Genomic DNA, 13,335 nt, shown 5'->3' on the forward strand with positions numbered 1-13,335 from the left:
TTTTAGGTTAAAAATGGCGTTTTCGATTACTCTTGTAACTATCAAGTAATCAGGTAGTTGAAGAATAGCGTTGTGAAAGGTGCTTAATTGGACTTCAAAAGGGCGTTAGTTAGACCTCAAAAGGGCACCTTTTGCAAGCCAATTAAGCCTTAATTCAAGCGCAATTAAGCACCAATAAAATTTTGGGTTGTGATTTTTCTTTACAATATGGGTGTGGGGTTGGTTTCTTTCTTGGTTCTTCCGAGGTATGGAATGATCAACTAAAGCTCGTATGTAAAAAGTCACACGGAGTTACGGAGTGGACGGAGTCATAAACTATAAGCAGAGGTGCGAATGGCACAAGGAGGGACAGAGGTGTAGTGTACGGCTTCCTGATAACTCTTGGGGTAAACGCTTTACATATAAATTGCTAATAGAATTGGCAAACTATCTCGGTTACTCCACGCTCTAACGGTGTCTTCGTAGCTTCCATTGCTTTGTATTTAATAATCCTCCGTACCCTCTATCCCTCTGTGTGAGACTTCGTCTGAGTCATAAATTAAGGCTGCCTCCTTATCTCTCTAAACTTTTGAAGCGTAATCATAAAGGTAAATGCCATGTGCATTGTGAGGCAACAAGGTTTACGCCTTACTTCTTTCTTGCCACATACCTATCATATAATGGTTTGAAAATAGGGGGAACGGGGTGCGTTTTATATAGCTCTGTAAGATAATCCTTAGCTGTGTCGCTGTAGCTGTAATCTCCTTTCTGAGTGAGCAGTTTTTTAAGTATTTGGTAGCTCCAAGGGGCAGGGTAGGCACAAAGAAGTTGGAGGACCTCATCAGCATCATAGTATTCTTGTTTGATGGTAGCTTGACAAGCAGCCTTAGCATACCACTCGAAGGCAGGGTCGTTCCAGTTGCTGATGGCTTCACATGCCTCATAGGAGCATTCACCTGCTTTCTTTAGATTGTCTTTCAACAACTTGTTGATACGCTGTCGGTCATTGGGATTCTTGTATTGAGCGAGGAGAGGGAGGATAGCATCATTCCCCTTGTCGGCTTCTTCGATGACTGTGGCATAATAAATCTTATGGGGTTTGAAGTCTATGGGCAGTCCATCTTCAAAGCCATAGTGCTTCATATAATCGAAGAAGATGAGGCTATCAAGGGAGAAACGCAGCTGGTTGGATAGTTTAAGTTCGTAGCCATCGTACCTATAGACAGAGAGGGCAGCGCGATAATAAGGCTCTTCAAATCCACTACATCCAGACTCCAACTCTACGTGTGTCGTATCTTTTAATGCCTGTTTCAATACATCAAATACTTGATTGTCAGCCTTCTTCAGTAGAATTCTGTATGCCCAGAGCCTTGCTATGCGTGAAGTATCGGTATTAGCAATCTCCGCTAACTGTTCTACCGTTGTGTGACGGCTGAGCTGATCGGCATAATCTAATTGTTCAGACCGCCTTCCTGCGTAACCGATACCCCTTGAAAGTGCCATATACTGACAGTGGTGGAAGGAATCGAGTGCCACCATAGCACTATCAGATAACCTGTCTGAAAACTTTGTGCAAGAGCCATAGCCACTGCCTAAAACTATCAGTGTGAGGACTGATATGACAAGATAAATACGTTGTTTAAGCACTAAGTAGTTCATTATTATATCTTTTTCGTTATTTATTTAGTCAGTGTATAGCCGAGTCGGACGTTAAGTCGGTGGGCAAGTTGTTCTATCTTCTTCCTCCGTTCAGAATCTATTTCGTAGTCGCGGAGTTGTTCGATGACACGGACAGGGGGAATGGTGTCGGTGAGCCATGGGTCTCCCACTATCCTTGTAGGGCAATAGAAAGCGATGACATTCAATGAATCATAAACCTTGATAGAGTCGGGACTGCCGTAACTATAGAATGATATTCTCTTTTCTGTTAGTCCGTTAACTTTATAAACACCTATCAAGTCGCTGTTAAAGAAGTCGTACTCTCGTCTTACGAGGTAATCACCGTCTTTGCAAAAGCAGGTGGAGGGGAGAAAAATGTCGCCCCCAATGACTTGAAGGAAAATAGCAAGTAGCCAAAGCCCTATGCCTATCACCCCACTGTAAAGGCGTATCACCAACTTTCTTTTGCTTTTTCGTGCTGCAATCATCAGTGCAATCGGTGACAGAAGAGCAGTCCAAATTGGTATGTAAGTCAGTCCCCAACGCAGGTGTACGTCTTCGGGTAGCAGGATATAAATTAGTCCACAGAGGAATATTGCACCAAGGTGTAAGCCCATTGCAAGCGATAGTTCTTTGCGTTGAACAAAGTCCTTTATTCTATTCCATTGCGGTTTTTGCATATTGTTAAAGTTAGTTATGGGACAAATTTACGTTTTTCTACATTAATAAGCAAGTATTTCTTATGTTTTTTGTGGTTCTCACTATCTATTCTTTTCTCATCCTCCGATATAGAAGAGCCTTTTCTCATACTCCTTCGAAGTGGTGGATAACGCTTTGAAAAATCATTACATAAATTCAAGTAAAACCCTTATAAATAAGGATAAAAACACATATAAAAAGTGTGTTTGTAACCAACAGGAAATCAGTTAGTTATAAAGTAGCATCAGAAAAGGTGCCTAATTGGACTTCAAAAGAGCGTTAACAAGACTTCAAAAGGGCACCTCTTGCAAGTCAATTAGGCATCTTTTAGAAGCCAAAAGAGCATGTATTGGTTTTGAGTTGTATGAAAATAGTTTACAAATAACGATGTGTGAGAATCAGTTGTTTGCAGAAGACGGATAGGTTGAATATCTATTTGCATTTTATCTTGTAGTTTATCCTCCTTTGTAAGACCAAGTCATTTGAGATACTAATACCCTACAAGCGTATAAATCTTTACCCTATCTCTACTCTATGAATTTAACAAACGAACCCCTCTTGTTTATAAAGTGATTGCAGAATAACTACTAAGTAGTTTTTGTGTTAACTATGTTTAAAATCGCAAAAAATAAATAGGTTGTGGAGAAATACCTGCTGTTTTTTTCGTAATTTTACCCCCAAAATTCATTTAAGGCATGAGTAACAACTCAGTTACATGCCGCATATTGGAAAAAGATGAAGCAAAAGACAACGATAAAACTTATCTATGCGTGGACACTTCTTTTTGTGTTCACTTCTATGCTTTTGCTCAAAGATTTCCACTATCATAACACTTCTTATCACGGTTCAGACAAGGCTTCTGTAAGCCATAATGCTTCGTTGAAGCAGGTTTGTAGCACTTGTGACTTCACAATGCACGAGTCTGTCGAAGCTAAAGCAACAGTTTTCCAGCCTGTTGTAGCGATAAGTTGGGTCCCAAAACGTATATTTACAGAACAAACTGTCTATCAGGCTGTTGTCTCAATCAATAGCCATTCGCCTCCGACAGTGGGCTAATCATCACCTTATTTATATGGGATTGGTGCGCACTAAGGTGTGCATACATGTCCGTAAGACAAACTTTTCGTAGGTTCTTTGCCCATTTGCTGAGGCGAAAGAGCCGTCTATTGACATTTAATATTTAGTCTATGATGCTTAAATTAAAATTAGACAGGCATCAGTGGGCTGGTGTTTTATTCGCATTGCTGTGTTGGTGTATGCCGTTAGCTGCACAGCATGAGAATACCACTAAGCCTACTCATGATTCCATTTGCCTAAGTGAAGTTGTGGTTTCTACTCGTCGCCAGATGATGAGTGTAAACCAAATAGGCAGTCAAATCAATCAAACCGCCATTACAAATGCTATGGGACGCTCCTTAGGTTCATTGCTTGAGGGGGTCAGTGGTATAAGTTCTATCCAGACAGGAACAATTGTTTCAAAGCCTGTGATACACGGAATGTATGGCAATCGCATACTCTTGGTGAGCAATGGTGCACGTCTGACGGGTCAGCAATGGGGTGCAGATCATGCCCCAGAAGTAGATAAAAACAGTTATAGTAACATCGAAGTGGTGAAAGGAGCAGATGCTGTAAGATATGGTTCTGAGGCACTTGGCGGTATTGTGCTTATGCAACCTTCCCCCTTACCTTATGATGTCAGTGGTCTTCATGGTATGGTAGCGGGACTTTATGGCACCAATGGCAGACGCTTCGGAGCCTCAGGTTATGTTGAAAATAGCTTTAAGTGGCATGGCGACTGGGCGTGGCGTTTACATCTGAATACCGAGAATGGAGGCGACAGAAGTACGGCTCATTACCTGCTAAACAATACTGGAATGCGTGAAAACGACCTCTCCCTCGCCTTAGGTTATAGGCGTGGAGCGTGGCGATTAGAGACAGGTTATAGTCTGTTTGCACAGAAATTAGGTGTTATGCAGAGTGCACAGATGGGTAACGAACAGCTGTTACAAGAGCGTATCCGCCTCGGTCAGCCTGTCGACTTCACACCTTTCAGTCGGCATATAGACTATCCTTTTCAGCAGATAACTCATCATAATGTCTATTTCAAGGCGTTTTTTGATCACGAAAAGATAGGACATTTCGCTTTTCAATCAACCTTCCAGCAGGACAATCGACGCGAAAACCGCATCCGACGTCTGAACCATTCGGACATTCCTACCGTCAGTTTGCACTTGAATTCGTTGCAGAACTCACTCGTATGGAACAAGGGTTATCAGCATTGGAAGAGTGAAGCAGGAGCGCAACTGCTGATAACTGATAACACGAACGAGCGTGGAACGGGTGTTGTTCCTATCATTCCGAATTACACGGAGGTAGCTTTCGGACTCTATGCGCTGCAGAAATTCACTGCTGATCGATGGGGAATGGAGGCTGGAGTGCGCTTTGATGGACAGCAAACAAAGGCTGACGGCTATGATTGGACAGGACGAAGATATGGCGGAAAGCGTGACTTTGCGAACTTTACTTATAGTCTTGGTGGTCATTATCACATCAATAAACAACTGAAACTGACCTCCCATTTTGGTGTAGCTTGGCGTGCCCCACACGTCTATGAGCTGTATAGTAATGGCAACGAACTTAGTTCTGGTATCTTCGTTAAGGGCGATTCAACCCTCCTTTCAGAGCAGAGTTACAAGTGGATTAGCTCTTTGAAGTATACAAGTAAGTACTTTGATGTTCAGCTCGATGGCTACCTTCAGTGGATTAATAACTACATCTTCGACCAGCCAACAGGGCGGAATATCACGGTTGTATCAGGTGCTTACCCTGTATTCCAGTACAGACAGACACGTGCTTTCTTCCAAGGTGTCGACTTAGATGCCCACGTTCGCCCCGTATCGTCGCTCGATTATCATCTTGTTACGGCAATGATTTGGGCACGTGAGATGCCTTCTCACGCCTATCTACCTTATATTCCGAGCTTCCGTCTGACCCATTCACTGACGTGGTCGCTGCCTTTCTTCAAGGCATTCTCACCTAAGTTAGGACTCACTCATCGCTTTGTGGCTAAGCAAACACGCTTCAACCCTGCCACAGACCTCATCGCCAACAGTCCTGAAGCCTATCATCTTATGGGCTTTGATGTTAGCTTCTCGGTGCCAATGCGTGAAGGTCAGTCACTTCGAGTAGGACTGATGGGAGACAATATCCTTAACCGTGAGTACAAGGAATACACTAACCGCAGCCGCTACTATGCCCATGATATGGGGCGTGATGTGCGCTGTATGATTACATGGAACTTCTAATTAAAAAGATAAAAACGATGAAAACAAAAAGATTTATAAATGGTCTTGTGCTTGCTTTCAGTGCAGTAATGACCATGCTGTTCGTGGCTTGTAACCCTGAACAGCCTGAGAATGAGAAAGAAAACAAACTACATGAAGACCCTGTTCGGGCTGTCTTTACACTGCAGGAAGGAACACTCGACAATGCTTCTGCCTTCGACAATACGCCAAAGATGGCTAACTTCAAAGCGGCTTCAGTTCCTGCTCAAGTGATAGAGTGGGAGACAACGGCTGGTCAAGGCTGGCATGTGACGAGTGCAACGAAGTCGTTCAGCGTAAAGAATAGCGTGGACAATCCTTCTGTCGTTTACCTTTTGAAGATGGAGTATTATAATGCAAAGGGCGAAATGATGAACAGTCAGTTCTATAACCTTGGTCAGGATAAGATTCATCAGCACTTCTTCTCAATGTTCAAGCAGGTGATGTATGAAGGACAGATGAGCTCTGTGCGTGTCACCAACAAAGCAGAACTGCCTTACGACTACCGCTATATCGACGAGTTGAACGGCACTTTCATTGGCGATACGAACCCTATGGGCTTCCAAGGTCTTATTAAGTTCGTGAAGCCTGGACGTGAGTTTACACTCTCTGTCGACCTGCTTCACGCTGCAGGAAGTAAGTTTGGTGACGACGGAAAGGCCTCTCCTTTCTACAATCCAGCTGGAAAGTTGCTTAGCATTGGACTTTGGGATATCAACGTTAAACTGCCTATCGTGATTGATGGGCAGTCAACTGAGGAGAGTACTACCGACCCTTCACTTATCAATCCTGCAAAGGCGGTGATCGAAATCTATAATGGTCACCTCCATGGTCCACATGCTTTTCATCAGAACCCAACACCAAAAGAATTGAAGTATATCGGTCGTAACTATAAACTTACCTATACTTTGGAGAATGGAAAATGGGTGGCTGACCCACAGAATGGTAAGAGTGTGAACCTTATGGGAAGCAGTGAGGAACATTATGTGTCGGCTTTTGTCATCCACTATTACGACAAGGCAGGCAACGAAATTACCTCTCAAATCGTCAATAATGGCGAAGACAGCCACTATCAGCACTTCTTTATGGTAGATGATATTCGCCCTTCTTATGGCGGAAAGAAGGAGGCAACCGATGTTAACTCTACTGAATTCTTCGATTATGTCTACTGTGATACGGACCCATGGAATAAGACTAACAAGTTTGATGGTGCTAAATTCACTGGTCAGTCGAACCCTATCGGACACAAAGGCTACTTTAAGTTCTTGCGTACGCATAAGCAGTTTAACCTCGAAATTCGCCTGATGCGCGCTCGTAACTCTAAGTTGACAAATGGCAAAGCAAGTTCTTTCTGTGCGCCAACCGCCCGTCAGTTGAAGGAGGAAGCATGGCTGCCAACCATCGTCGTACCGATGAATATCTATATGGACAGCGATGAGCGCGAACTGGATGAAAAGGTTTACGACACTGATTACGATAAGTTAAGCGACAATGCAAAGGATTATTCCGAGAGTAACTTGGTGTCAATCCGTTCACTGATGGATGCCTTTGGAATAACCGATATCAAGACTGCTGTCCTCGATTTCTGGTGGAATTTCCACGGAGATAGCAAGCACAGCGATGCTGGTTTCTGGTTCTAAACGAGAAAGTTAATGGCTTATCCCTACCGCTCTTGATGCGATAGAGGAGGAAATAATATGGGAGACAGAAAGTATTTACGCCCTTTCTGTCTTCTGTATTTCTGTATTATTGTAAAAACCTTTCATATCCTCGATTTAAAAACATCATCTTTTGCCTTTGAAAAGATGCCCAATTGGCTTGCAAAAGATGCCCTTTAAGCCCCTTACTAACGCCCTTTTGGACCCTTACTAAGCACCTTTTGAAACTCTGTTTTGCAACTGCTTGATAATAAAAAATTTACAGGGATGCTGAAAAGATACGTTTTAACCATCTTTTCTGCCTTTTTATGCAATAATATGTAAGGATATTTCATGAGAAGGACCTCCCCCAACCCCTCCGAAGGAGGGGAGTTGCCTAACGGAGAAAGATTCCATGAGTAATTTATTGTTATGTCTGTTGCTCCACACATCGATAGTGCCTTCATGGTTTTTGTGTCCCTTCAGAAATTTGGTTTGAACTTTGTCTCTGTCCCTCCTCTCTACCTTTGCCTTATTGTTACATATTGTGGACTAATGAACGATTAGGGTTTAATAATATTCCCTGTTCTCCTTTTCTTTGTGTGACATTTTAAAGTTCATAGATAAGTAGTGAAAATTCGCTGATATAAGATATTTTTTTTAAGATGTAGGTAACTTTTCTGGTTGTACTTTGCTTTTGTGCCATTTATTTGTTATCTTTGCGCTTGGATTTAATTAAAAAAGAGTTCTAAGACTATATATGGGCAAAATAAAGACAATAGGTATTCTGACCTCTGGCGGTGACGCCCCTGGAATGAACGCAGCAATACGTGCTGTGACCAGAGCCGGCATCTATAATGGTTTTGAAATCAAAGGTGTCTATCGTGGTTATGAGGGATTGATTACGGATGACATTAAGCCTTTTACCACTGAGAATGTTAGCGGTATTATCGGTCAGGGCGGTACGATACTCAAGACGGCACGCTCAAAAGGTTTTAAAACGATGGAAGGACGTCAGCAGGCATACGATAACCTTGTCAAGGAGGGTATTGATGCGTTGGTTGTCATTGGTGGTAATGGCTCGTTGACGGGTGCGATGATGTTTGCACAGGAGTTTGATTTCTGTTGCATCGGTCTGCCGGGTACGATAGATAATGACCTCTATGGTACGGACAGCACCATCGGTTATGACACGACGATGAACACAATTATGGAGTGTGTCGACCGTATTCGTGATACCGCTCAGAGCCATGAACGCATCTTCTTTGTAGAAGTAATGGGACGTGATGCTGGTTTCCTTGCACAGAACTCGGCTATTGCGAGTGGTGCAGAGGCAGCGATTATTCCAGAAGACTCTACTAACGTCGACCAGTTGGGTCGCTTCATGGAACGTGGTATTCGTAAGTCTAAGAGAAGTTGTATCGTTATCGTCTCTGAGAGCCCTAAGTGTGGAGCGATGTATTATGCTGACCGTGTACGCAAGGAGTTCCCTGACTATGACGTACGTGTGTCAATTCTTGGCCACTTGCAGCGTGGTGGTCGCCCTTCAGCACGCGACCGTATCCTTGCAAGTAGTACGGGTGTTGGTGCTATTGAGGCCATTATGCAGGGACAACGTAATATTATGGTAGGTGTAAGAAACAATGAGGTGGTTTATGTTCCTTTGTCTGAGGCAATCCGTTCAGATAAGCCTTTCGACAAGAAACTTATTAAGGTTCTCGACGAGTTGAGTATTTAAAGAGATTTTTACACCTTATTTATATATAGAGGAAATAATAATAAAAAACAACAAAGATATTTATGTCACAGATTAATGGGCGCATCTCCCAGATTATCGGTCCAGTTATCGATGTCTACTTTGATACCAAGGGAGAGAATCCTGAGAAGGTTCTGCCAAAGATTCATGATGCCCTACGCGTAAAACGTGCGAATGGGCAGGATTTGATTATCGAGGTACAGCAGCATATTGGTGAAGACACCGTGCGCTGTGTGGCTATGGATAATACGGATGGTCTGCAGCGTAACCTTGAGGTTGTGCCAACAGGCAGTCCTATCGTTATGCCAGCTGGTGACCAGATTAAGGGTCGTATGATGAACGTTATCGGTCAGCCTATCGACGGTATGGAGGCACTGAGTATGGAAGGTGCTTATCCTATCCACCGCGAGGCGCCAAAGTTTGAAGACCTCTCTACGCATAAAGAGATGCTTCAGACCGGTATTAAGGTCATCGACTTACTTGAGCCTTACATGAAGGGTGGTAAGATTGGTCTTTTTGGTGGTGCCGGTGTAGGTAAGACGGTACTTATCATGGAGTTGATTAACAACATCGCTAAGGGTCACAATGGTTACTCAGTATTTGCCGGTGTAGGTGAGCGTACACGTGAGGGTAACGACTTGATTCGCGATATGTTGGAGTCAGGTGTTATCCGTTATGGTGAGAAGTTCCGCAAGGCAATGGATGAAGGCAAGTGGGATCTCTCGCTTGTTGATCAGGAAGAATTGCAGAAGTCGCAGGCAACACTTGTCTATGGACAGATGAATGAGCCACCAGGGGCACGTGCATCAGTGGCACTCTCTGGTCTGACCGTTGCTGAGGAGTTCCGTGATCACGGAGGTAAGAATGGTGAGGCAGCAGATATCATGTTCTTCATCGATAATATCTTCCGTTTCACGCAGGCTGGTTCTGAGGTATCAGCGTTGTTGGGTCGTATGCCATCAGCCGTAGGTTATCAGCCTACTTTGGCAAGTGAGATGGGTACGATGCAGGAGCGTATTACTTCTACAAAGCATGGTTCAATTACTTCAGTACAGGCGGTTTACGTGCCTGCTGATGACTTGACCGACCCTGCTCCAGCTACTACCTTTACCCACTTGGATGCAACAACAGAGTTGAGCCGTAAGATTACCGAGCTTGGTATCTATCCTGCGGTAGACCCATTGGGTAGTACCTCACGTATTCTTGACCCACTGATTGTTGGTAAGGACCACTATGAGTGTGCGCAAAGAGTAAAGCAGTTGCTTCAGCACTATAATGAATTGCAGGATATCATTGCCATCTTGGGTATGGACGAGTTGTCAGACGAGGATAAGTTGGTTGTGAACCGCGCTCGTCGTGTACAGCGTTTCCTCTCTCAGCCATTTACTGTTGCTGAGCAGTTCACTGGTGTTAAGGGTGTTATGGTACCAATCGAGGAAACCATCAAGGGCTTCAATGCTATCTTGAATGGTGAGGTTGACGATCTCCCAGAGCAGGCGTTCTTGAACGTTGGTACGATAGAGGATGTCAAGGAGAAGGCTAAGCGTCTTTTGGAGGCTACTAAGTAATCATCTTCTTGCACAAACTGAATAATAATTGAATTGTCTATGTTGACACTTAGAATAGTTTCTCCCGAAAGGATTGTCTTTACAGGCGAGGTGGATAGTGTGCTGGTTCCTGGTACAGTGGGACCATTTGAGATTCTCAATAATCACGCGCCTATCATCTCTACACTCGTTGAAGGCAAGGTAGCTTACAGCGTAAAAGGTGATACTAAGGAACTTCATATCGTTGGCGGATTCGTTGAGGTGAAGAAGAACTTGGTCAGTCTTTGCGTAGAAATCTAAAAGATATAACCGACAGACAGCTGAATACGGATGATGGATGTTAACAAAGTGTATAAGAAGTACTATAAGAATAACTTGCTGATTATCGCAGGTCTCTATCTTATTGGCTTACTCGTTGTGCAGCTAACGCAGCAAACGGCTTATATCAATTTGCTGACTATCAGTGCTGTTTACTCACTTATCACCTCTTCTATCTATGGAGGAGCATGGAAAGCGATAGCCAGTCAGTCGCCCACGGTTATGAATAACTTCTATCTTGCGGGCTCTGGTTTTCGTATGCTGTTGGCATTCTTGACTGTTGTCGTTTATGCAATGGTGGTGAAAGAACGCGCAATGGTAATCGGCTTTGTCGTTATCTTTATGATATTCTATCTTGTGCTGTTGGCATTCGATACCGTCTATTTTTACAAAGTGGAAAAGAACAATAAAATTAATAATTAACGAATGAAATATCTCAAGCATCTGATTTGTATGGTGATGATGCTCTTCCTGCTTCTGCCTGGTGCTGCCGCATCAGAGAGTAAAGGGGAGGGTGTTAACCTGCAGGAGATATTGTGGGGACATATTAAGGACTCATACGAGTGGCATGTAACCAATATCGGTGATAAGCCAATCATCATCAACCTGCCAGTCATTGTGAAGACATCAAATGGTTGGTACACGGGTTGTGCTGAGGACTTTGCTGAAGAGCCGTTAGAAGAAGGTCCACATGCGGGCTATCGTCCTTGTAAGAACAACCCAGACCTATTCATTGCAACGAAGGGGAACTACGAAGGTCGTATCGTTGAGTTGCAGAAGGGCGGCACAGAAATGCGCCCTCTCGACCTCTCTATCACGAAGTCGGTGTGTGTACTCTTCATTGATGCCATCATTCTCTTGCTGTGTATCTTGATTCCAGCACGCTGGTGTCGTCGCCATAAGGTTACGGATAAGGCACCAAAAGGCTTCACTGGTTTGATGCATATGTTTGTGATGTATGTCTATGATGAGGTGATTAAGCCTACGTTGGGTAAGGATGCAGACAGGTTTGCACCTTATCTTCTGACGTGTTTCTTCTTCATCTTTGTGGCTAATGTCATGGGTATTGTGCCATTCCCACCAGGAGGTGGTAACCTTACGGGTAATATAACCATAACCTTCTTCTTAGCCGTGTGTACGTTCCTCGTGACAAACCTCTCGGGAACAAAGCATTATTGGAAGGATATCTTCTGGCCTGATGTGCCAACTTGGTTGAAGGTACCGGTGCCTTTGATGCCAGTTATTGAGATTTTTGGTATCTTCACAAAGCCCTTCGCATTGATGGTGCGTCTCTTTGCCAACATGATGGCAGGACATGCTATTGCGTTGGCTTTAACCTGTATCATCTTCATCATGGCAACGATGGGTGTTGTCCTAAGTTCATCCATGACGATTGTGAGTGTAGGTATGAGTATCTTCATGATGCTTTTGGAGGTTCTGGTTAGCTTTATTCAAGCTTTAGTATTCACGATGCTGAGTGCTGTATTTATCTCTTTAGCACGTGTTCATGAGGCAGAAGGATAAAAAGGAGTGAAGGAGAGAAACGCTTCTCATCTCCCGAGAGAATAGATAAGAAATAAAAAATAATTAATAATTAAAAGAAAGAAACTATGTTGACATCATTGTTATTAGCAGCAGAAACTGCAAAGTTAGGCGCCGCTATCGGTGCAGGTATCGCAGCCGTAGGCGCAGGTCTTGGTATTGGTCGTATCGGTGGTCAGGCTATGGACGCTATGGCTCGCCAGCCAGAGAAGATCGGTGAGCTTCGTTCTGCTATGATTATTGCAGCCGCATTGGTTGAGGGTGTTGCCTTCTTCGCTGCAATTATCGCTCTCCTCTGTGTATTCTAAACTACTCAGAGAATTATTAAACAAATTGGTAAGAAAAGTAATTTAGCAGCTTATGTCATTATTATTGCCAGATAGTGGCTTACTCTTTTGGATGACCCTTGTCTTCTTAGTGGTCTTCTTCATCTTATGGAAGTGGGGATTCCCTTCTATCATCAAGATGGTGAACGAGCGCAAGGAGTACATTGACGAGAGTCTTGCAAAGGCAGAAGAAGCCAACTTGAGGCTTGCCAACATTCAGAAACAAGGTGAGGAGCTGCTTATGGAGGCACGTGAGAAACAGGCGCAAATCCTTAGAGAGGCGTCTGAGACACGTGAAACCATAGTCGGTCAGGCACAAGAGAAGGCACGCGACGAGAGTGCTCGTATCCTTTCTGAAGCCAAGGCAGAGATTGAAAGTCAGAAGCAGGCTGCCATCCGCGACATCCGTTCGCAGGTTGCAGAGCTTTCTGTGCAGATTGCTGAGAAGATTCTGCATAAGGAACTGTCTGGTTCAGCCGAGCAAACTCAGCTTATCAACAGCTTATTGGATGAAGTTGCTTCTTCTAACGGAACAGAAAGTAAATAATC

Annotated in this window: 12 protein-coding genes; 10 read left to right on the plus strand and 2 right to left on the minus strand. The window is 43.8% G+C overall.

Translation table 11 applies throughout. From position 1 onward, the window contains the following. Window positions 1–627 precede the first annotated feature (627 nt). Window positions 628–1,638, minus strand: a complete 1,011-nt coding sequence (locus HMPREF0659_RS07435) for a hypothetical protein (protein WP_013265263.1) — start codon at window positions 1,636–1,638, stop codon at window positions 628–630. 20 nt (window positions 1,639–1,658) lie between these two features. After that, window positions 1,659–2,318, minus strand: a complete 660-nt coding sequence (locus tag HMPREF0659_RS07440) for a hypothetical protein (protein WP_013265854.1) — start codon at window positions 2,316–2,318, stop codon at window positions 1,659–1,661. Window positions 2,319–3,072: 754 nt separating this feature from the next. Here HMPREF0659_RS07440 and HMPREF0659_RS07445 point away from each other — a divergent pair. The 10 genes from HMPREF0659_RS07445 (at window position 3,073) to atpF (ending at window position 13,333) form a co-directional block, all read left to right on the plus strand. After that, on the plus strand, window positions 3,073–3,393 hold the full coding sequence (locus HMPREF0659_RS07445; RefSeq protein ID WP_013265571.1) for a hypothetical protein: 321 nt from the start codon (window positions 3,073–3,075) through the stop codon (window positions 3,391–3,393). Between the two features lie 131 nt (window positions 3,394–3,524). Then, entirely contained in the window at window positions 3,525–5,642 is a 2,118-nt protein-coding gene (locus tag HMPREF0659_RS07450; protein ID WP_013265680.1) for a TonB-dependent receptor, read from the plus strand. Window positions 5,643–5,659: 17 nt separating this feature from the next. Further along, complete coding sequence (locus HMPREF0659_RS07455; RefSeq protein ID WP_013265337.1) at window positions 5,660–7,300, plus strand: hypothetical protein; 1,641 nt, start codon at window positions 5,660–5,662, stop codon at window positions 7,298–7,300. A gap of 757 nt (window positions 7,301–8,057) precedes the next feature. After that, window positions 8,058–9,035: a 6-phosphofructokinase gene (gene pfkA / locus HMPREF0659_RS07465; protein ID WP_013265475.1), complete on the plus strand. Its 978-nt coding sequence runs from the start codon at window positions 8,058–8,060 to the stop codon at window positions 9,033–9,035. 62 nt (window positions 9,036–9,097) lie between these two features. After that, on the plus strand, window positions 9,098–10,621 hold the full coding sequence (gene atpD / locus HMPREF0659_RS07470; protein ID WP_004360670.1) for a F0F1 ATP synthase subunit beta: 1,524 nt from the start codon (window positions 9,098–9,100) through the stop codon (window positions 10,619–10,621). Between the two features lie 39 nt (window positions 10,622–10,660). Continuing rightward, window positions 10,661–10,900 (plus strand): F0F1 ATP synthase subunit epsilon, encoded by a 240-nt coding sequence (locus HMPREF0659_RS07475; protein ID WP_004360672.1) that lies wholly within the window; start codon window positions 10,661–10,663, stop codon window positions 10,898–10,900. A 30-nt stretch (window positions 10,901–10,930) separates the two neighbouring features. Beyond that, window positions 10,931–11,341, plus strand: a complete 411-nt coding sequence (locus tag HMPREF0659_RS07480; protein WP_081439551.1) for a hypothetical protein — start codon at window positions 10,931–10,933, stop codon at window positions 11,339–11,341. Window positions 11,342–11,344: 3 nt separating this feature from the next. Beyond that, a complete protein-coding gene (gene atpB, locus HMPREF0659_RS07485; protein ID WP_013265582.1) occupies window positions 11,345–12,442 on the plus strand; it encodes a F0F1 ATP synthase subunit A in 1,098 nt (365 codons plus the stop codon). A gap of 86 nt (window positions 12,443–12,528) precedes the next feature. Continuing rightward, on the plus strand, window positions 12,529–12,768 hold the full coding sequence (gene atpE / locus HMPREF0659_RS07490) for an ATP synthase F0 subunit C (protein WP_004360677.1): 240 nt from the start codon (window positions 12,529–12,531) through the stop codon (window positions 12,766–12,768). A gap of 52 nt (window positions 12,769–12,820) precedes the next feature. Next, window positions 12,821–13,333 (plus strand): F0F1 ATP synthase subunit B, encoded by a 513-nt coding sequence (atpF, locus tag HMPREF0659_RS07495; protein WP_013265089.1) that lies wholly within the window; start codon window positions 12,821–12,823, stop codon window positions 13,331–13,333. Window positions 13,334–13,335: the final 2 nt, after the last annotated feature.

Source organism: Prevotella melaninogenica ATCC 25845, assembly GCF_000144405.1.
GTDB lineage: Bacteria > Bacteroidota > Bacteroidia > Bacteroidales > Bacteroidaceae > Prevotella > Prevotella melaninogenica.